Annotated in this window: 22 protein-coding genes; 5 read left to right on the top strand and 17 right to left on the bottom strand. The window is 66.6% G+C overall.

Annotated elements, in window-relative coordinates; translation table 11 throughout:
- Window positions 1-92 precede the first annotated feature (92 nt).
- The 6 genes from ABZ942_RS37265 to clpS form a co-directional block, all read right to left on the bottom strand.
- Window positions 93-1,055 carry a cysteine synthase gene (locus ABZ942_RS37265; protein WP_357390619.1) on the bottom strand — a complete coding sequence of 321 codons (963 nt, stop codon included), beginning with the start codon at window positions 1,053-1,055 and terminating at the stop codon, window positions 93-95.
- A gap of 7 nt (window positions 1,056-1,062) precedes the next feature.
- Complete coding sequence (locus ABZ942_RS37260; RefSeq protein WP_357390617.1) at window positions 1,063-1,335, bottom strand: MoaD/ThiS family protein; 273 nt, start codon at window positions 1,333-1,335, stop codon at window positions 1,063-1,065.
- Between the two features lie 33 nt (window positions 1,336-1,368).
- Complete coding sequence (locus ABZ942_RS37255) at window positions 1,369-1,791, bottom strand: M67 family metallopeptidase (protein WP_357390615.1); 423 nt, start codon at window positions 1,789-1,791, stop codon at window positions 1,369-1,371.
- A gap of 100 nt (window positions 1,792-1,891) precedes the next feature.
- Window positions 1,892-2,956, bottom strand: a complete 1,065-nt coding sequence (locus ABZ942_RS37250; RefSeq protein ID WP_357390613.1) for a P1 family peptidase — start codon at window positions 2,954-2,956, stop codon at window positions 1,892-1,894.
- 118 nt (window positions 2,957-3,074) lie between these two features.
- Complete coding sequence (locus tag ABZ942_RS37245; protein WP_357390611.1) at window positions 3,075-3,644, bottom strand: DUF2017 domain-containing protein; 570 nt, start codon at window positions 3,642-3,644, stop codon at window positions 3,075-3,077.
- A gap of 22 nt (window positions 3,645-3,666) precedes the next feature.
- A complete protein-coding gene (clpS, locus tag ABZ942_RS37240; protein ID WP_357390609.1) occupies window positions 3,667-4,017 on the bottom strand; it encodes an ATP-dependent Clp protease adapter ClpS in 351 nt (116 codons plus the stop codon).
- 161 nt (window positions 4,018-4,178) lie between these two features.
- Here clpS and ABZ942_RS37235 point away from each other — a divergent pair, with 161 nt between their 5' ends.
- From ABZ942_RS37235 to ABZ942_RS37220, 4 genes are all read left to right on the top strand, one after another.
- The gene (locus ABZ942_RS37235) at window positions 4,179-5,534 is read left to right on the top strand and encodes a nicotinate phosphoribosyltransferase (protein ID WP_357390607.1); all 1,356 of its coding nucleotides are present in this window, start codon (window positions 4,179-4,181) and stop codon (window positions 5,532-5,534) included.
- A 73-nt stretch (window positions 5,535-5,607) separates the two neighbouring features.
- Entirely contained in the window at window positions 5,608-6,174 is a 567-nt protein-coding gene (locus tag ABZ942_RS37230) for an isochorismatase family protein (RefSeq protein WP_357390605.1), read from the top strand.
- Window positions 6,175-6,228: 54 nt separating this feature from the next.
- Complete coding sequence (locus tag ABZ942_RS37225; protein ID WP_357390603.1) at window positions 6,229-8,271, top strand: ATP-dependent DNA helicase; 2,043 nt, start codon at window positions 6,229-6,231, stop codon at window positions 8,269-8,271.
- A 177-nt stretch (window positions 8,272-8,448) separates the two neighbouring features.
- Window positions 8,449-9,144, top strand: a complete 696-nt coding sequence (locus ABZ942_RS37220; RefSeq protein ID WP_357390601.1) for a methyltransferase domain-containing protein — start codon at window positions 8,449-8,451, stop codon at window positions 9,142-9,144.
- Between the two features lie 49 nt (window positions 9,145-9,193).
- Here the strand turns inward: ABZ942_RS37220 and ABZ942_RS37215 are convergent, their stop codons facing one another.
- The 11 genes from ABZ942_RS37215 to ABZ942_RS37165 all read right to left on the bottom strand — a co-directional run bounded on the left by ABZ942_RS37215 (window position 9,194) and on the right by ABZ942_RS37165 (window position 19,433).
- Window positions 9,194-9,961, bottom strand: a complete 768-nt coding sequence (locus tag ABZ942_RS37215; RefSeq protein ID WP_357390599.1) for an ESX secretion-associated protein EspG — start codon at window positions 9,959-9,961, stop codon at window positions 9,194-9,196.
- Window positions 9,958-11,322 carry a hypothetical protein gene (locus tag ABZ942_RS37210; protein ID WP_357390597.1) on the bottom strand — a complete coding sequence of 455 codons (1,365 nt, stop codon included), beginning with the start codon at window positions 11,320-11,322 and terminating at the stop codon, window positions 9,958-9,960. The genes ABZ942_RS37215 and ABZ942_RS37210 overlap by 4 nt, the downstream gene beginning before the upstream one ends.
- Window positions 11,322-11,729 (bottom strand): hypothetical protein, encoded by a 408-nt coding sequence (locus tag ABZ942_RS37205; protein WP_357390595.1) that lies wholly within the window; start codon window positions 11,727-11,729, stop codon window positions 11,322-11,324. The genes ABZ942_RS37210 and ABZ942_RS37205 overlap by 1 nt, the downstream gene beginning before the upstream one ends.
- Before the next feature lie 87 nt (window positions 11,730-11,816).
- Window positions 11,817-12,392 carry a DUF3558 domain-containing protein gene (locus ABZ942_RS37200; protein WP_357390593.1) on the bottom strand — a complete coding sequence of 192 codons (576 nt, stop codon included), beginning with the start codon at window positions 12,390-12,392 and terminating at the stop codon, window positions 11,817-11,819.
- 146 nt (window positions 12,393-12,538) lie between these two features.
- Window positions 12,539-13,093, bottom strand: coding sequence for a DUF3558 domain-containing protein (locus ABZ942_RS37195; protein WP_357390591.1), 555 nt, complete (start codon window positions 13,091-13,093; stop codon window positions 12,539-12,541).
- A 128-nt stretch (window positions 13,094-13,221) separates the two neighbouring features.
- Window positions 13,222-13,689: a Rid family hydrolase gene (locus tag ABZ942_RS37190; RefSeq protein WP_357390589.1), complete on the bottom strand. Its 468-nt coding sequence runs from the start codon at window positions 13,687-13,689 to the stop codon at window positions 13,222-13,224.
- 48 nt (window positions 13,690-13,737) lie between these two features.
- On the bottom strand, window positions 13,738-14,277 hold the full coding sequence (locus ABZ942_RS37185; RefSeq protein WP_357390587.1) for a DoxX family protein: 540 nt from the start codon (window positions 14,275-14,277) through the stop codon (window positions 13,738-13,740).
- A 147-nt stretch (window positions 14,278-14,424) separates the two neighbouring features.
- Entirely contained in the window at window positions 14,425-15,786 is a 1,362-nt protein-coding gene (locus ABZ942_RS37180; protein ID WP_357390585.1) for an NCS2 family permease, read from the bottom strand.
- A gap of 131 nt (window positions 15,787-15,917) precedes the next feature.
- Complete coding sequence (glgP, locus tag ABZ942_RS37175; protein WP_357390583.1) at window positions 15,918-18,506, bottom strand: alpha-glucan family phosphorylase; 2,589 nt, start codon at window positions 18,504-18,506, stop codon at window positions 15,918-15,920.
- A gap of 181 nt (window positions 18,507-18,687) precedes the next feature.
- A complete protein-coding gene (locus ABZ942_RS37170) occupies window positions 18,688-19,230 on the bottom strand; it encodes a DUF4262 domain-containing protein (protein WP_357390581.1) in 543 nt (180 codons plus the stop codon).
- 56 nt (window positions 19,231-19,286) lie between these two features.
- Window positions 19,287-19,433, bottom strand: coding sequence for a hypothetical protein (locus tag ABZ942_RS37165; RefSeq protein ID WP_357390579.1), 147 nt, complete (start codon window positions 19,431-19,433; stop codon window positions 19,287-19,289).
- Between ABZ942_RS37165 and ABZ942_RS37160 the strand changes: the two genes are divergently transcribed.
- The gene (locus tag ABZ942_RS37160; RefSeq protein WP_357390577.1) at window positions 19,432-19,731 is read left to right on the top strand and encodes an SDR family oxidoreductase; all 300 of its coding nucleotides are present in this window, start codon (window positions 19,432-19,434) and stop codon (window positions 19,729-19,731) included. The genes ABZ942_RS37165 and ABZ942_RS37160 overlap by 2 nt on opposite strands.
- The last annotated feature ends 8 nt before the right edge of the window (window positions 19,732-19,739 follow it).

The following is a 19,739-nucleotide window of genomic DNA, read 5'->3' as shown; positions in this document are numbered from 1 at the left end:
AGCCTCCTCGTCGAGCAGGAGTAACGGTCGCTGATTCGTGCGCGAGCCGTCATCCCACTATTCGAGGGTACCGGCGTAGACAAGGGCGAGCGTCAGGCCCAGAGTTGGCCGTCGAGTCGTTCCTCGGCCTCTTCCAGAGTGCCGTCGTAGGCGCCGGTCGAAAGGTACTTCCAGCCGCCGTCGGCGACCACGAACGCGATATCGGCGCGCTTGCCCGCCTTCGCGACCTTGCGCGCGACACCGAGCGCGGCGTGCAGGATCGCGCCGGTCGAGACGCCCGCGAAAATGCCCTCTTCGGAGACGAGCTCGCGGGTGCGCTTCACCGCGTCGAACGGGCCGACCGAGAAACGAGAAGTCAGCACCGACTCGTCGTACAGCTCGGGGATAAAGCCCTCATCGATATTGCGCAGCCCGTAGACCAATTCGCCGTAGCGCGGTTCGGCCGCCACGATCTCGATGCTCGGCACCTTCTCGCGCAGAAAACGGCCGGTGCCCATGAGGGTTCCCGTGGTGCCGAGGCCCGCGACGAAATGGGTGATCTCCGGCAGATCGGCCAGGATCTCCGGGCCGGTGGTTTCGTAATGCGCCAGCGCGTTGGCGGGGTTGCCGTACTGGTACAGCATCACCCAGTCCGGATTTTCGGCGGCGATCTGCTTGGCCAGTGCCACCGCCTGATTGGAGCCGCCCGCGGCCGGTGAATCGATGATCCGCGCGCCGAACATGGTCAGCAGCTGACGCCGCTCCACCGAGGTGTTCTCCGGCATCACGCAGACCATCCGGTAGCCCTTGAGCTTGGCGGCCATGGCCAGCGAGATGCCGGTGTTGCCGCTGGTGGGTTCCAGGATGGTGCAGCCCGGTGTCAGCAGACCGTCCGCCTCGGCCTGTTCGATCATCCGCAGTGCAGGCCGGTCCTTGATCGAACCGGTCGGGTTGCGATCCTCCAGCTTGGCCCACAGCCGCACATGGTTTTCACCGTCCCACTGCGGGGACAGCGTGCGCAGGCCGACCAGCGGAGTGTTGCCGAGGGTCGCGATCAGCGATTCATAGCGCGCCACGGGTGGGTCAGCCGCCGGCGACGGCAGGCAGGATGGTCACGCTCGCGTCGGCGGGTACCTCGGCCGCGAGGCCGCCGGAGAAACGCACGTCCTCGTCGTCGACGTAGATGTTGACGTAGCGGTTCAGCTTGCCGTCCTTGAGCAGCCGCTCGGCCAGCCCCGGGTGGTTCGCGTCGAGGTCATCGATCAGCGCGCTGAGGGTGGCGCCCTGCGCCTGCACGCGCTTCTCCCCTCCGGTGAGGCCACGCATGATGGTCGGGATGGACACGGTTACCGGCATGAGAACTCCTCGGTTTCACGAACAAGCATCGGTTCAGGCGGTTTCGTACGCATCGACGATCTGCACCGGCTCCTCGGTGACCTCGCCGTCGACGATCCGGTAGCTGCGCAGCTCGTGCTGCTCGGGATCGCGGGTGGAGATCAGCACGTAGTGCGCGAACGGCTCGGACGCGTAGGACACATCGGTGCGGCTCGGGTATGCCTCGGTGGCGGTGTGCGAGTGGTAGATCACCACCGGTGTCTCGTCGGCGTCGTCCATCGCGCGCCAGACTTTGAGCTGTTCACCGGAATCGAAACGGTAGAAGGTGGGCGAACGCTCGGCATTCACCATGGCCACGTAGCGCTCCGGGCGATCGGAATCCTCGGGTCCGGCGATGATGCCGCAGGCCTCGTCGGGGTGATCGGCGCGTGCGTGCGCCACCATTGCCTCCACGAGGTCGGCCCTGATCACCAGCACGAGTCAAACCTTTCCGCAATGCCGACCTATTGCTGTCGACAACGAGTCAGAATATTCGGCTATTCCCCGAACGCTTCGGCTGGTCCCGGATTCTCCGCGTTCAGCGGGGAAATAGGGCGCTGTACGCAGGGACTTCCCCGACGGACACGGCGGAAAGGATCGCGTCGACGATCGCGCGTTCCACGCAGAGCGCCGCGGCGGTGCCGAGCAGATCGACCATCAGTATGTCCGGCGGGAACGCGGGCGGCAGTTCGAAGCTCGCGGCGGGCGGCTGCCAGGTGCCGGTCGACAGCGCGAAGAACGCGTCGCCGTCGAACGGTCCGTGCGCGGGCCGGATCGCGCGAGCAAGTCCGTCGTGGGCGGTCATCGCCAGTCGCTGACAGCCGATCGGGTCCAGCGGCGCGTCCGTGGCCACCACACCGATGGTGGTGTTGAGCCGCATGCTTTTCGCGGGCAAGGCGTTCGCGCGCGCCAGCTGTTCGGCGGTCGGCGGGCGCAAGCCGAAGTACTCCGGCCCGTCGGTGCCGACGCCCCACGGCAGGCCGGTGCGCGGATCGAAGACCGAGCCCGCAGCGTTCGCCACGACCAGTGCGGACACCGTGGCCCCGGCCGCGAGCCCGTCGCCGAGCACCACGCTCGCGGTGCCGACACCGCCCTTGATCGAACCGGCCCGCGCGCCGACGCCGCCGCCGACCACGCCGCGTGCGAAATCGAGCGACGCGGCCGCCGCGGCCTGATAGCCGAACTCGGCGGTGGGCCGAATGTCCCACGCGCCCAACGGAAGGTCGTAGATCACCGCGCCCGGCACGATCGGGACCACCCGGCTCGGGTTGGTCGGGTCCATCGGGATGCCCTCGCTGCGTTCCTCCAGCCAGCGCATGACGCCGTCGGCCGCCGCGAGGCCGTAGGCGCTGCCGCCGGTGAGCACGATCGCGTTGGCCTGACGCATGGTGCGGGCCAGATCGAGCACGTCGGTTTCCCTGGTGCCGGGCCCGCCGCCGCGCACATCGACCGCGGCGGTCGCGCCGCCCGGCGCGTACACGACGGTGGTTCCGGTCGCCGCGCCGGAGCCGAGCGTCGCGTCCGGGTCGAGCGCGGTGTGATGCCCGACCAGCAGGCCGGATACATCGGTGAGCGAATTACGTTGCCCGGCTTGCACCTTCATAATTGCTCCTGACGCTCGGTCGCGGCGGTATTCGATCTACGCGCGTACAGGTTCTGTTCTACCTGTCTTGTCCGGCGGGCGCGGTCTCGCGTCCTCGCCGACACTCCGGCGAACGCACTCAGGGAGCCAGCGCCTGCAGCAGCGAGTCCTGCATCCAGGTGAGCCAGTGGTACACGTCCAGGTGTGGTGCGCGCGGGTCGTCCGAACCGAGATGGTCGGGGGTGTCGGCGTCGATGCCGAGCACCGTGCCGAGAGCCAGTCGCACGTCGGTGAGCGCGGTCAACCAGGCGTCGGCCTGTTCGGGGGTGAGCACGATCTTGCCGCCGGAGGTGGGCACGGTGCTCAGGATGACGCTGCCCGCGGCCAGCTTGGCGTCGATGATCTCCGGTTCGTGCAGCCCGCGCAGCGCGCTGTTCAGATCGGCGCGGTCGGCGTCGGGGGAACCGGGTTCGCTGCGGTGGAAGTCGGGCAGCAGCCTGCGCAGTCGCGGATCGTCGGGGGCGACGGAGTTGCCGGTGCGCAGCCCGGTCAGCGCGGCCAGGTCGTCTTCGGGTGCGGCCTCGGCGCGTTCGGTGAGCAACCCGGAGACGGCACCGACCAGCGAGCGCAGCACGTTGGCCTCACGTGCGTCCATCTCGGATCGCAGTTTGAGGCCGCTCAGCGAGTTCTTCCTGCTCCACTTCCGCACGGCGTCAGGGTAGTCGTCTCGGTCAGTCGTCCCGCTGCATGGTCGCCCAGAGTCCCGCGGCGTGCAGCCGCTGGACATCATGTTCCATTTTGTCCCGCGAACCCGACGACACCACGGCCTTACCCTCGTTGTGCACGCAGAGCATCAGCTCGGTCGCCTTGGCTTTGCTGTAGCCGAACAGCTTCTGGAAGATATAGGCGACATAGTGCATGAGGTTGACCGGGTCGTCCCAGACCACAGTGACCCACGGGCGATCTTCTGCCTCCAAGATCTCGGTGTATTCGACCGCCTCGGGGGTCGCCTGTGCCGCTGACAGTGTCGCGTCCACGGCGTCCACCACGACGCCACCTCGGACTGTGTTGCACAAGGCCATAACGTCAAGGGTACGACTCGACTCCGAATGAGCAACACCCCGCCGAGCCCCGATTCGCGCATTTACCGACTCGCTGAACGGGCCGCCCCTATGATGCTCCGGCCCGGGCATTCCGCGCTCCGCAAGCGCTATAAACGACCGGTCTGTCTACAGTTGGCAACGTGGACAACCGCGACGGCGTCACCAGCACCGCACTGCTGACGGACCAGTACGAACTGACCATGCTGGCCGCCGCGCTGGCCGACGAATCCGCGCACCGCCGCTGCACCTTCGAGGTGTTCGCCCGCCGCCTGCCGCACGGACGGCGCTACGGCGTGGTCGCGGGCACCGGTCGACTGCTCGACGCGCTGGAGCGCTTCCAGTTCGGCGAGGCCGAGCTGGCCGTGATCGAGCCGTTCCTGCCCGCCGAGACGGTGGCTTGGCTGCGCGACTACCGCTTCACCGGCGACATCGACGGCTACGCCGAGGGCGAGCTGTATTTCCCCGGTTCCCCCATTCTTTCGGTGCGCGGCAGCTTCGCCGAATGCGTCGTGCTGGAGACGCTGGCCCTGTCGATCCTCAACCACGACAGCGCGATCGCCTCCGCGGCCGCGCGGATGGTGAGCGCGTCGGGCGGGCGGCGGATGATCGAGATGGGGTCGCGACGCACCCACGAACTCGCCGCGCCGGACAGTTCACGTGCCGCCTACCTGGCAGGCTTCGACGCCACCTCCAATCTGGAGGCCGTACGCCGGTACGGAGTGCCGGGCGCGGGGACCAGCGCGCACGCATTTACGTTGTTGCACGCGGGGACCGCAGTCGGCGGAGCCGACGGGGTGGGTGGGCACAGCGGGGCGGACGGCGAGCACGAGGCGGAGGCGTTCCGCAGCCAGGTCGCGGCACTCGGCATCGGCACCACACTGCTGGTCGACACCTACGACATCACCCAGGGCGTCGCGACCGCGATCGAGGTGGCTGGTCCGGAATTGGGTGGCGTGCGGATCGATTCCGGCGACCTCGGCGTACTGGCCAGGCAGGTGCGCGATCAGTTGGACGGGCTCGGTGCGACGAAGACGCGCATCGTGGTGTCCGGCGATCTCGACGAGTACGCCATCGCCGCGTTGCGGGCGGAACCGGTCGACGTGTACGGCGTCGGCACCTCGCTGGTGACCGGGTCCGGCGCGCCGACCGCGGGGATGGTCTACAAGCTGGTCGAGGTCGACGGGGTGCCGGTCGCCAAGCGCAGCAGTCACAAGGAGTCGCGCGGCGGGACCAAGAAGGCGATCCGGCTGTCCCGGGACACCGGGACGATCGTCGAGGAGATCGTCTATCCGGCAACCGGGCCCGCGCCCGCGGTGAACGGGTTCGAGGCGCGGGAACTGCTCGTTCCGCTGGTGCGCGGCGGCAAGCTCGTCGACGACCTGCCGACGCTGTCGGACAGCCGGGACCATGTGGCGCACGGGCTGATCAGCCTGCCGTGGGAGGGTCTGAAACTGTCCGCCGGTGAGCCCGCCGTGCCGACTACATTCCTGAGTTGAGCCCACTGGGCCGGCTGTCGGGCCGAGCGGCACAATGCATTACGGGTACTCAGTTCAACCGCGGGAGGTCAGCATGACCCGGGCCCTGATCATCGTCGATGTCCAGAACGATTTCTGCGAGGGCGGGTCGCTCGCCGTCACCGGAGGTGCCGCGGTCGCGACCCGAATCAGCGAGCACCTGGCGGCCGCGGATTACGCCGCGATCGTCGCGACCCGTGACTATCACATCGATCCCGGCGATCACTTCTCCACGCATCCCGATTACGTCGACTCCTGGCCGCCGCACTGCCGCGTCGGCACCCCGGGCGCGGACTTCCATCCGAACCTGGACACCGCACCCGTTCAGGAGATCTTCTCCAAGGGCGCGTATTCGGCCGCCTACTCCGGTTTCGAGGGCACCGCCGCGGACGGCACCACCCTGGCCGACTGGCTGCACAACCGCGGCATCGAGGCGGTCGACGTCGTCGGCATCGCCACCGACCACTGCGTCCGCGCCACCGCGCTGGACGCCAGGATCGAGGGCTTCGACACCCGCGTGCTGCTCGACCTGACCGCCGGCGTCGCCCGCGACACCACCGACTCCGCGCTGGACCGGATGCGCGCCGCGGGCGTCGACCTCGAAGGAAGCGTTTCCGGGTAGGTCATCACCACAACGCCCGCGTCCGGTGTCGGTATCGGGCAGTAGGCTGCTCGCGTGCCCGAACTCCCCGCCGTCCCCGACCTTTTGGCCACTGCCGTGCAGGCGCTCGGCGGGAAAGAACGCGTCGGGCAGGTGACGATGGCGACCGCGGTGGATCACGCGATCGACACCAAGGAGCACCTGGCCGTGCAGGCCGGAACGGGCACCGGCAAGTCGCTGGCCTACCTGGTGCCCAGCCTGCGGCACGCGGTGCGGACCGGGCGCACCGTGGTGGTGTCGACCGCGACGATCGCGCTGCAGCGCCAGCTGGTCGATCGCGATCTGCCGCGGCTGTCCGAGGCGCTGAGCAAGCCGCTCGGGCGCGCGGCCAAGTTCGCGATCCTCAAGGGCCGCAACAACTATCTGTGCCTGAACAAGATCAACAGCGTGATTCCGGAGGAGCCGGAGGCGGAGCTGTTCGACGCGTTCGCCATCTCCCGGCTCGGCCGCGAGGTGCAGCGGCTCAACGAGTGGGTCTCCGACACCGAGACCGGCGACCGGGACGAGATCGTGCCCGGCGTGACCGACCGCGCCTGGAAACAGGTGAGTGTGTCCTCGCGCGAATGCCTCGGCAAGTCGCGCTGCCCGTTCGGTCAGGACTGCTTCGCCGAGAAGGCACGAGCCGAATCCGCGCAGGCCGACGTGGTGGTGACCAACCACGCGCTGCTGGCGATCGACGCCATCAGCGGCATCCAGGTGCTGCCCGAGCACGACGTGGTCGTCATCGACGAGGCACACGAATTGGTCGACCGGGTCACCGGCGTGGCCACCGCCGATCTGGCCTCGTCCGCGATCAGCGCGGCCGCGCGCCGCTGCGCCAAACTCATCGACGAAAAAGAGGTGGACCGGCTCGAGGGCGCCGCCGAGGCCTGGCACGACGTGCTGGAGGAGCTGCCCGCTGCGCGTTGGGAACGGCTGCCCGACGGCGTCGCCCCGGTACTCGCGCTGGTCCGCGACGCCGCGTGGAACGCGCGCACCGCACTCGCGCCGCAGGGCGGCACCACCCAGCAGGGTGACGTCGAGACCGCCGCCGCGCGCACCCAGGCGCTGGCCGCGATCGACGAGATCCACGACAGCGCGGTGCGCGCGCTCACCGCGTTCGACGAACCGGATCCGGCGAAACGCCACGACGTCATCTGGCTGTCCGCCGAAGAGATGCGCGGCGTCGCCCGGCGCTCGCTGCGGATGGCGCCGCTGTCGGTCGGCGGGCTGTTGCGCAGCAGGCTGTTCGGCACCGCGACCGTGGTACTCACCTCGGCAACGCTGCAGATCGGCGGCTCGTTCGACGGGCTCGCGATCACCTGGGGACTGCCCGCGCAATCGTCGAGCCAAGTCGATCCGGGCCTGGCCAACGGTGCCGAGGCGCCCAGCGACGCCGACAAGGTGCGCTGGAGTTCACTCGACGTCGGCTCGCCGTTCGACCACGCCAAGTCCGGCATCCTCTACGTCGCCAAGCACCTGCCCGCGCCGGGCCGCGATGGCCTCGCCCCCGCCTACCTGGACGAGATCGAAAAGCTCATCACGGCCGCGGGCGGTCGCACGCTCGGGCTGTTCTCCTCCATGCGCGCGGCCAAGGCGGCGACCGAGGCGTTGCGCGAGCGGCTGGACACGCCGGTGCTGTGCCAGGGCGACGATTCGACCGGGGCGCTGGTCCGCAAGTTCGCCGACGATCCGGAGACCTCGCTGTTCGGCACGCTGTCGCTGTGGCAGGGCGTCGACGTGCCCGGCCCGTCGCTCAGCCTGGTGATCCTGGATCGAATTCCGTTCCCGCGACCCGACGATCCGCTGCTCACCGCCCGGCAGCGCGCGGTCGAGTCACGTGGCGGCAACGGGTTCATGGCGATCGCGGCCAACCACGCCGCGCTGCTGCTCGCCCAGGGCACCGGCCGGTTGCTGCGCAGCGTCGACGACCGCGGCGTCGTCGCGATTCTCGACTCCCGGCTGGCCACCGCCCGCTACGGCGGCTACCTGCGCGCCTCGCTGCCGCCGTACTGGGAGACGTCCAACCCCGAGGTCGTGGTGAAAGCGCTGAAACGACTCACCGAAAACCCAGTGTGAAACAGACCACATTAGGGCGCGTATGCTTCCGAACAGAAGTAAATTAAGAGTGGTACTTCGGTGAACCCCAATTCCCACACCGAATGTATCGGCGGTCCCCGCGCCAAGCCCTGCACGCGGCGCGGGGACACCACAAATTCTCCCCGCGTGTCCGGTCGCGCATGAGACCGTTTCCAGATGAAGCACCCTTCCGACAGTGACGTCCTAGGCGAATTTCTGGTCAGCGCAAGATCATTGGCCGAGTATCGCGCAATATTCACCCTTACCGACGCCGATCTGCACGGCCGAATTCTCGATTGCCCCGGCGGCGCAGCGAGTTTCACGGCCGAGGCGAATGCCCTCGGCGCCGATGTCACCGCCACCGATCCGATCTACGCCCGCCCACCCGATGAGCTGCGCGGCCTCGCACTCAGCGAGACCGATCGCGGAAGCGACTGGGCCACAGCGCATTCGGAAAGATACCGGTGGGACTGGTACGGCGGCCCGCGCCAGCAGCACGCGATGCGCCACGCCGCCGCCCGCCGATTCGGCGCCGACCTCACCGCACATCCCGAACGCTACGTCGCCGCCGAACTGCCGTCGCTGCCCTTCCCCGACGACAGCTTCGACCTGGCCCTCAGCTCACACCTGCTGTTCACCTACGCCGACCGGCTGACCGCCGACTTCCACCTCGAGGCCCTACTGGAGCTGGCCCGGGTCTGCGCGGGCGAGATCCGCGCCTATCCCCTGGTCGACCACGTCGGTCATCATCAGGACGAACTGGTCGCACATCTCCGAAAGGAACTCGAAGACAAAGGAATTCGCACCGGTCTCCGCGAGATCAGCTACGAATTCCATCATGGGGCGAATACCGTGCTCGTGCTGCGTCCCTGATTACCGGCGTTGACACGCTTTCCATCCCCGAGCACCTGAGCTGGTCGGGCTACCAGCTGTGGGCCACCGCGCGGTAGGTGGTTTCGATGAGTGTGTGCAGCTGACGCTGGATCTCCTCGACCGGGCCGGGGGTCAGGGTGAACTCGTCGTTGTCCTGGTTGTGCAGCAGGTAGCGGCCGTCGGCGGGCAGGTAATCCATCCAGTGGAAGCCGCGGCCGTCGGTGGTCGGCCTGCTGTCGATCGCGCCGCCGGCGAAGACGCCGACCTCGCCGAGCCCGGAGCGCGGGCGGCGGACGATGCGGTTGAGTTGCTCGGTGTGCGAAAGGCGGGTCGGATGCTGGGCGTATTCGACCCTGTGCACGTCCGAGCGGCGGCCGCTGATCGTCGGGTATTTGCCTGGGGCGCATTTCGGCAATTGCGCGGCGATCTGTGCGGGTAACGCCTGCGGCGGGCAGCGGGTGAGCAGGATATCGCGGCCGTATTCCTGTGTCGGACCGGGCAATTGGACCGCCATGGTCGCGGCCCGGCCGGTCATTCCGGCATGCACGCGCACCACCTGATTGAAATCGCGGCCGAAGAAACCGTGCACCTCGACCCGAACCTGCGGTTCCAGCAACACATTCAGCGCATTGAACAAGTCGGGCGACGCGAAACTCGACAGCTGCTTCGCGGCATTCACGCGCAAACGCTGATAGTCCTCGTAGGCTTCGACGCCTTCGATGGTGTAACGCAACGGATAGGGCAGACGGTCACGGCCGAGCGCCTCCAGCGCCAACTCGAACATCAAACCGTCCAGGCGCCAGCGGGATTCGTTCATCCGCCGATGACTCCGCCCGGTGGCAGCGCGGGCGGCTGCGTACCCAGCAACTCCGAACCATGGTCATAGATGAGGTAGTCCGGGATCTTGTGCTCACCGTCCTCGTCCCCCTTGCCGCGTCCCGCGCCCGCACCCATGCCTGGGGCGCCGGAGGTGCCGGGTTTGCCGGAGGCGGCGGCGCGGGCGGCGGTTGTCGCCGCCGGGCTGGAGGGGGTTCCCGCCTTGCCGGGGATGCTCTTTCCCGGCGACGGGGTGGAACTCGGCGTGCCGGGAGTGCGCGACGGTGAACCGGGGAACGTCGTGGTCGGAGTGTTCGACGGGGTCGACGGTGTCGACGGTGTCGACGGCGTCTTCGATTTGGTCGGATCGTCGATGGTGGGTGTGCTCGCCGGGGTGGTCGAAGCCGGTGTCGTACTGGTCGACTTCTTGTCCGTGGAGTCGCTCGGATTCGTACTCGAAGGCTGAGTCGACGGGTCGACGGTGCTGTCCTGCTTCTTCGAATCGTCCGTGGACTTCTGGTCGGTGGTGTTGGGCGTGCCCGTCGGGTTGTTGCTGTTCGGGCTACCCGGCTGACCTGGCCCCGGGGTGTAGCCGGGGTCATTCGGCTTGTTCTTGTCCACTGTGCTGGTGGGCTCGGGAAGGATCGGGGTGATGCCGTCGACCTCGTTGACCCCAGGGCGGTAGTACTCGGTCATCGCGAAGCGCGCGTTACTTTCGGCTTCTTGAGCGCGGTAGGTCGGACCCTTGATGATGTTCTGGCCAGGCAGCATGTCGATGAGCTTGTCGCCGATGGTGTAGCTGTCCGGCTCTGGCACAGAACCTTTGGCCTGGGCAAGGTGCCCCTGGGTCAAATCCAAACCGTGCCCGACCATTTGGAACGAGGCTGCGAGCTTGGTAAAGGTCTTGGTGAACTCGCGGGTGGCGTCTATCGCGCCGCTACCCGACTTGCCGGTCCAGTGCTCGGTAATGGATTGCTCGACACCCTTTGAGTACTCCTCGACTGCGGTTCGGCCTTCTTTGGCCAGATTGCGCCAGCCATCGGCTGCGTTATTGATCACGTTCGGGTCCACATCTCGAAGCGCGTCGTAGATCGCTTGGTGTGACATGGTTTCGAACGGGTCCTGGCCCTTGATGGCCCGGCCTGCGAACGTAGCGTTGCCATACTCGGACAGCAACCCAGCCCATTCGTTGTTGACGTACCCGCGATCCTCGTCCCACTTCGTCTTTTCGTCGGAGATCCGCCGCTGGTCGTCAGATTTGTTCTTGTCGGCCTCGTGCCGCGAGCTGATCACGCTTCCCGCACCCGGTCCAAGAGCGGCGTTGCCGATCGCCGCAACCCAGTCGTTCATTGACAGCCCCATCACGAACTCCCTAAGTTCAGCTGACGGAGCTTGTCGGCAGCAGATTGGTCGGACTCGGTCAGCTTGCCGATGGCGAGATTGTAGGTCTCACTCATCAAGGTCAGCACTTCGATGCTCTGCTTGAGCCGGTTAACGGCTGAATCATCGGAGCCATTCGCTTTACTGCCGAACTTGTCTCGCAGAGCTTCCGCTGACATCAAGGTGCCAAAGCCGGACAAACGATCAAGACCTACCGTGATATCCATCATTTTGTTGAGCTTTTTGAGCATCTGATCGGCGTGCCGAGCCAAGTCCGTTCCGATTTGCTCGTCAAGACGAAGCTCGCCCCCTTCTGCCTGCTTCTTCAACGACTGCCAGCGGGCCACAGCGGCCTGCATCCCGGCACCTTCGCTCTGCGACTCCGACATCGTCCCTCCTTACGAAAACTCCACTGCCACAATGTCGGCGATCCGTAGCGGTTCGGTATGCACCAGCGTGCTGATCACCGTTCGAACCTACTTCGGCAAAAAGGGCTCGAGCTCCTGTGCGTGCCGTACATCAAGATCACACGGGGGCGCCTGCGGCAGTGATGCCCGCTCGCTGTAATCCCAGCCGACAGCGACTTCGACCATGCCCTGCGATGCGGGGAGGCTGATATTGCATCGAAGCTTGTCTTGGTCGGCCTTATCAAGAGAAATCAGACCTGATCGCGAACCTATCTGGACATCGCGCACGACGGTGACCCTGTCGTTCTTTCTGAGGTCGGCCAACGTGTACGTCAACGACGAAACGGTTACGCCATACGGCCCCTCGATGGAGTCCCACCGACAGATCCGCGCCACTACCCCACCCGTTGGAGGATCGGTGACCACCGTCTTCGACGCCGGATCTACCTTGGTAGCCTGCAACGCCGCATCGGACAAGCCAGTGCACGGGTTGAAGAGATTCTTCCCGTCATTGGTCGGTGTTCCGCTGGCCGTGGTCGGAGTCCCGTCCTTCGTCGGCGAGCACCCCGCGACCAGGCTGGCCACTGCCATCCCGGCCAGCACCGTCCGCATTACGAGCTTCGGCGCAACGATCGCGGTTCGCATATCTCTCCTGACTTCGGCTCAGACACCCCGACACAGGATAAGACGCACGTGATCTCCCCCTGGTTCCACTCCAAAATAGAGCACTCCAACTGGATCGTTCCAGTCCGGCGGCAGAATCGGGTGCGTTCACCTCGATCTAGAGCACGCTACTTCGGCAGGTATGCCTCGAGCTGGGTAGCGTGCCGTAGAGCGAGGTCACACGGTGGGGCCTGCGGAAGCGAAGCCCGCTCGCTGTAGCGCCATCCGACACCCACTTCGAACATGCCTTGCGCCGCAGGAAAACTGACGTTGCAGCGCAGCTTGTCGTCATCGGCCTGCTCCGTAGAGATGAGTCCGATACGAGGACCTACTTGGACATCACGTAAGACGGTGACTCTGTCGTTCTTGCGAAGATCGTCCAGTTTGTAGTTCATCGACCACACCGTGACAAAGTACGGTCCTTCGGTGGACGACCATTTGCAGATCCGCGCAACCACCCCACCCTCTGGAGCATCGGTTACGACCGACTTCGTCGCCGGGTCAGCCATGGTTGCCCGCAGCGCGTCGTCCGACAGCTCGGTACACGGATTGAAGATCTTCTGCTCGCCATTGGTCGGACTCCCGCTGACCGCGCCGGGACCACCGTCCTCCGGCGTCATCGAACATCCCGCGACCGCCCCGACCGCCGCCATCCCTGCCAGCATCGTTCGCACGATGACCATCGGCGACACAACCGCGGTCTGCACATCTCTCCTGACTTTCAGTCCAATACTCCGACACAGGACAAGACGCGCAAGACCTCCCCCCGGTTCCGCTCCAACCTAGATCTAGCCACTTGGACCGTTCCAGATCACCCGCGCACCGCCACCGCATCCACCTCGAACAACATCCCCGGCAACGCAAGCGCGGCAACACCATTCAGCGTCTGCACCGGCGGACGTTCGTCCCAGATCTCCGCGATCTTCCTACCGATAACCGCAAGCTTGTCGAGGTTGTGGTCGACGATGAACGTCCGCAGCTGCGCGACGTCCACATAGTCCAAACCGACTGAGCGCAAAGCGATCCCGAGGTTGGCGAAGGCATTATTCACCTGAACCGCGAAATCCTCGCTGGTCGTGTGCCCCTCGGCATCCGAGTCGTACTGCCCCGCGATGAGCACCAGCTCACCACTGACCCGCGCCACATGGCTGTATCCAAATCCCGTGGGATCGTGCAGTTCCGCGGGATTGCTGATCTCGATGCCCATCGTCGTCTCCTCAGTTCGTCGACTCTTCCGCTCAACAAGGAGAAGACGGCGCAGCATCCCGGGCTGTGACATGACGTGGCGCGGCGACCCTGATGGGGCACCGCGCCGGAGTCGAGTGGGTCAGAGGATCCACTTGAAGACGAGGGTGACCACCGCGGCGACCACGCCGAGCACGACCATTGCCGCGCCGACCATCAATCCTTGTCGCTGCCACGGCCGCCCGTGATCCAGCGAGTACCGGCCGGCCCCGATGAAGGCGAAGCCGGTGCCGACGACGGCGAAGAGCAGCGGGGTCTCCCAGCCGCCTTGGCCGAACAGGCCCGGCCCCCAGGTCACATTGATCGCGTTGATCATGGTGCCGAGCACGATGGCACCGGCGAGCGGGGTGAAGAGGCCGAGGGCGAGGAGCACGCCGCCGGTGATTTCGCTCAGGCCGGCCAAGGTGCCGAAGAATTTGCCGGGGTTGTAACCCATGCCGTCGAACATGGCGGCGTTGGCGTTCCAGCCGTAGCCCCAGAACCAGCCGAACAGTTTCTGGGTGCCGTGTGCGACGAGTAACGCGCCGAAGACGACGCGGATGAGAAGCAGGCCGATGTCGGCGGACGCTCCGTCGAGTTCAGTGTTGGTGGTGGCGCGATCGAGCACAGATTTCGTAGTCATGTGATCCTCGTCCCTGCAAGTCGGATTCCGAACAGCTGGTCAATGGCCTCGGCGATGAAGCGGACCGCGGTCCGATCGTCGCACGGGGCACCCTGACTCTCCAAGACCCGGTCTTATTCTGATCTACGTTCGCATCCCCTGCAGGGTTCATTCCGCCAGGAAAAAGAAGTATCCGAGGAATATCACCAGCAGTGCCCACATCGCGGGATGCACGTCCTTGATCCGGCCTTTTGCGACCATGACGATCGGATAGAACAGCATTCCCATGGCCAGACCGTTCGCGATCGAGTACGTCAGCGGCATCATCACGATCGTGATGAATGCGGGCACCGAATACTCGAGTCGATTCCAGTCGATCTCGCCGAGCGCACGCGACATCAACACACCGACCACGATCAACGCGGGCGCGGTCACCTCGCCGGAACCCGCGACGACGGCGAAGATCGGGTAGCAGAACATGGCGACCAGGAACCAGCCCGCGGTGGTGACGGCGGTCAACCCGGTGCGCCCGCCCGCGGACACGCCTGCGGTGGATTCGACGTAGGCGGTGGTGGTGGAGGTGCCGATGACCGCGCCCGCCATGGTGCCGACGGAGTCGGCGGCCAGCGCGCTGGCGGCGCGCGGCAGTTTGCCGTCCTTGTCGAGCAGACCCGCCTGGTTGGCGACGCCGATCAGAGTGCCGGAGGCGTCGAAGAAGTCGACGAAGAGCATGGTCAGGATGACGACGGCCATCTGCCCGGTGAACGCGTCGGGCAGGTGGATGACCGCCTGACCGAAGGTGTGCTCTAGCCCCTTCGGCGCAGCTACGACGCCGTTGGGCAGATCGACGAGCCCGCTGACGATGCCGACGCCCGCGGTGAGCACGATCCCGTACAGCACGGCCCCGTGCCAGCCGATGACGAGGAACACCACGGTCACCACGAGCCCGAACAGTGCGAGCAGGGTGGTGCCCTTGGTGAAATCGCCCAGCGTGACCAGGGTGGCGTCGCTGTTCACCACAATGCCCGCGTTCTTCAACCCGAGGAAGGCCACGAACAACCCGATGCCCGCGCCGACGGCGAGCTTCATCTGCATCGGAATCGCGTTGAGGATGCGCTCGCGCACCTTGGTGACCGCGAGCAGGAAGAAGATGATCCCGGACAGCAGGGTCCCGGACAACGCGACCTGCCACGGGATGCCCATGCCGAGCACCACCGAGTAGGCGAAGAACGCATTGAGCCCCATACCGGGGGCGAGGGCGATCGGATACTTGGCCCACAGCCCCATCACCAGCGTGCCGAACACCGCGGCGACGGCGGTCGCGGTGAACACCGCCTGCATGGGAATGCCCTTGGCGCCCAACGCACCTTCGTCGCCGAGCACCGACGGGTTCACCGCGAGGACGTAGGACATGGCGAGGAACGTCACCGTGCCCGCCATCAGTTCGCGTTTCATGGTCGAACCAGTCGCGCTGATGCCGAAGAACGCGTCGATGCGACCTCGGGGCTCGGTCGGTACGGCGGTGGCCATGGGCGGTCTCCAGTCAGGGAGTGGTACGGGCGTGCCCAGGCACGTTAGCCGACGATTCACTGAATCGGAGAATTCGACCGACCCACGGCCGCGCCGACCGTCCTCGACCGGAAAGGGCTGGTGCGGCCGTTTCAGGCGTTGGGTGCGGCGACCAATCCGAGCTCGGCGTCACCGGCGAGCAACTCACTGTGCGGCAGCACCCGCACCGTGTAGCCGACGGCGCCGGACAGCGGGACGGGCGTGTCCACGGTGAAGAGCTCGACGCCGGAATCGGATCCGGTGTGTGTCATCGCGACGGTGGTGACGTCGGAGAGGTCGTCGGCGGTCGACACCCGGCCGAGTACCGCCTGCACGACGACATCGGCGACCTGCAAGCCACCCAGGTCGATGCGCGCGGTCAGCGACAGGCCGGCCCCGATGATCGGCGTGTCCGGTAGGCCCGCGCTGTCCACCTGGATCACCTTCACCGACGGCCAGGCCGCTTCGACGCGGCGTCGATAGTCGGCGATGGTGCGGGCGACGGCGAACTCGTCGGCGGTCGCCCGCTGGTAGGCGTTGGCGGCGGGCGCGTAGTACTCGACGGCGTAGTCGCGGACCATGCGCGAGGCGAGCACCTTCGGGCCGAGGGTCTGCAGGGTGTGGCGCACCATCTCAACCCAGCGCACCGGCATGCCCGCGGCGTCGCGGTCGTAGAAGCGGGGCGCGACGGTGCGCTCGAACAGGTCGTAGAGCGCGTTGGCCTCGAGGTCGTCGCGGCGGTGTTCGTCGGCGACGCCGTCGGCGGTCGGGATGGCCCAGCCGTTCTCGCCGTCGAACATCTCGTCCCACCAGCCGTCCCGGATGGACAGGTTGAGACCGCCGTTGAGCGCGGACTTCATCCCGGAGGTGCCGCACGCCTCGAGCGGGCGCAGCGGATTGTTCAGCCAGACATCGCAACCCCAGTACAGGTAGCGGGCCATCGACATGTCGTAGTCGGGCAGGAAGACGATGCGGTGCCGCACCTCCGGATCGTCGGCGAAGCGGACAACCTGCTGGATGAGCGCCTTGCCGCCGTCGTCGGCCGGGTGGCTCTTGCCCGCGACCACCAGCTGCATCGGCCGGTCGGAGTCGAGCAGCCTGGCGCGCAACCGTTCCGGGTCGCGCAGCATCAGAGTGAGTCGCTTGTAGGTCGGCACCCGGCGAGCGAAGCCGACGGTCAGCACGTCCGGGTCGAAAACGCTGTCCACCCAGCCCAATTCGGCTTCCGCCGCGCCACGGTCCAGCCAGGACGCGCGCACCCGGCGGCGCACCTCGGCAACCAGGATGGCGCGCAACGCATTCCGCGTCGACCACAGTTCGCCGAGATCGACGTCACGCAGTCGCTCCCAACCGCGCGCCTCTTCGACCAACTCGGCACCGATGTGCTTGCGCGCCTTGTCGAACCATTCGCGGGCGGCCCAGGTCGGCGCGTGCACACCGTTGGTGACCGAGCCGATGGGCACCTCGGCCGCATCGAAGCCGGGCCACAGCGGGGCGAACATCTCGCGGCTGACCTCGCCGTGCAGTTTCGATACGCCGTTGGCGCGCTGAGCAAGTCGCAGGCCCATGTGCGCCATGTTGAAGACGGACGGATCGGCCTCGCGGCCCAGGGCGAGGATCCGATCGACGGAAAGTCCTGGGAGCATGGCGGATTCGGATTCGCCGTGCGCGCCACCGAAGTAGCGGCGCACCATCGGCATCGGGAAACGGTCGATGCCTGCGGGGACCGGAGTGTGCGTGGTGAACACCGTGCCCGCTCGCACCGCCGCCAGCGCCGTGTCGAAATCCTGTCCGTTGGAGACGAATTCGCGGATGCGCTCGACGCCGAGGAAACCGGCGTGGCCTTCGTTCATGTGGAACACATCGGGATCGGGCAGCCCGGTCGCGTTGGTGTAGGCGCGAACCGCGCGCACGCCGCCGATACCGGCCAGGATCTCCTGCCGGATCCGGTGCTCCTGGTCACCGCCGTAGAGCCGGTCGGTGACCGCCCGCAACTCCGGATCGTTCTCCGCGATATCGGAATCCAGCAACAGCAGCGGCACCCGCCCGACCTGCGCGATCCACACCCGAGCCCGCAGCACCCGCTGATCCGGCATCGCCACGTGAATCAGCACCGGCGCCGTCTCTGAGCCACCGTTGTCCGAGGTGAGCAGCCGCAGCGGCAGACCCTGCGGATCCAGGTCCGGGTAGTGCTCGGTCTGCCAGCCGTCCGCCGACAGTGTCTGCCGGAAATAGCCGGAGCGATACAGCAATCCGACACCGATCAACGGCAGTCCCAGATCGGAAGCGGCCTTCAGATGATCGCCCGCCAGGATCCCGAGCCCACCCGAATAGTTCGGCAGTACCTCGGTAACCCCGAACTCCATGGAGAAGTAGGCGATCCCGCGCACGCCCTCCTCCCCCGCGCGCCGCTCGAACCAACTCGGCGCCGCAAGGTACTCCCGCAGATCGGCCGCCGCGGCATCCACCCGCCGCACATACTCCGGATCCGCCGCCAGCTCGTCCACCCGCGCGGCAGGCACCTCCCCGAGCATCCGCACCGGGTCGTGCCCCATCTCCAACCACCGCTGCGGATCCATCTCCGCGAACAGATCCTGGGTAGCCGGATGCCACGACCACCGCAGATTCGTAGCGAGCTCGCCGAGCGCGGCCAGCCGCTCAGGCAGATGGGCACGGACGGTGAATCGACGCAATGCCTTCACCACGCGAACCCTACCGAACACCGCGACAACGGGCCGCCCAGGCGGCACGACTCACAACCGCCGCTGTCGGCAAACTTGGCGCAGCAGCCCGCACCACAAAGGGCACGACAGTCGTCGTACCTGCGTCGTACGCTTGTCGCAACACAATTCGCCTAGGCTTCCAGCCGCGGGTCCACGTCCATCAGAGGTCGGCGGTCCAGATGTCCGCCGGGTGCTCGTCGGGCTTCAGCCATAGCTGAGGCTGCCGTCCTCGAATTCGCTCGTGTGCCTGTTCTTCCCAGTGGAAGTGATGGTCCGGGTCGGGCCACGCCACTTGGAGGACGGAAAACGGGGTCTTCCGGTAGAAGCCGATGGCTCGGCCGAAGTAGGGGCGGTACCAGCTCGGGTCGACAGATCGGAGGGCGACCGGGCGGCCCTCGATGACGTCGTCGTCCCGCTGCCCGTCTGCCAGCACGGCACCGGCGGCGGCCTTGGCGCCCAAGATATTCAGCATGCTGTGCATCGCGTTGACGTCGAGGCCGAACATGGCGAGTTCGGGAGTGCGGTGGGTGTGGGTCAGGCCGATTGTGTAGGCGAACTGGATGTCGCCATCGATGACCTTGACGACGTGCCATCCTTGTTGTTGCACGTCATCGATGATCCGCAGGTCCGCCCCGTCCGCTTCGTCGCGGTCGCCGTAGTCGTGGTCGAGGACGCAGCGGCATTCGAAAGACTCGTCTAGCACGGAGCCGACTCTACGATGCGCGCCGAGACCCCGGCTAACCCTATTTCCGTTGCGGATCAGCCGCGCACAGCGGCAACGCACTCGTCGTAGCGGTCGATGATGTCACCCTTGCCGCCGTTGTCGACCCAGGTCATCGATGCGGCGTCGAAGCATGCGAACGCCGTCGCGAGCACCGGCGCCGGCGAGGGGCTCGGACCTGCCATGACAGTCGCCAAGGGCGCACTGTTGCCACTCATGCGGTCCCTCGCGCTCGAACTCGCCCCCCGCCACATCCGCGTCAACGCCGTCAGCCCCGGACTGATCAACACCCCCGCCTACGCCAAGATGGGCATCTCGCCGGAAATGCTCGACTCCTGGGCCGAAGGCATCCCACTCGGCCGCGTCGGCGTGCCCGCCGATATCGCCGAAGCGGTGGCCTTCTCAGCCTCGGACGCGGCCGGCTACCTCACCGGCGACAACCTCGTCGTCTCCGGCGGCAGCGGTATTCACGCCCACCCCTGACAAGCACT

The organism is Nocardia sp. NPDC046473 (assembly GCF_040645995.1).
In the GTDB taxonomy this organism is placed as follows: Bacteria; Actinomycetota; Actinomycetes; order Mycobacteriales; family Mycobacteriaceae; genus Nocardia.
Note: the sequence above shows the minus strand (reverse complement) of the source record. Positions and strands in the feature narration are given on the sequence as shown.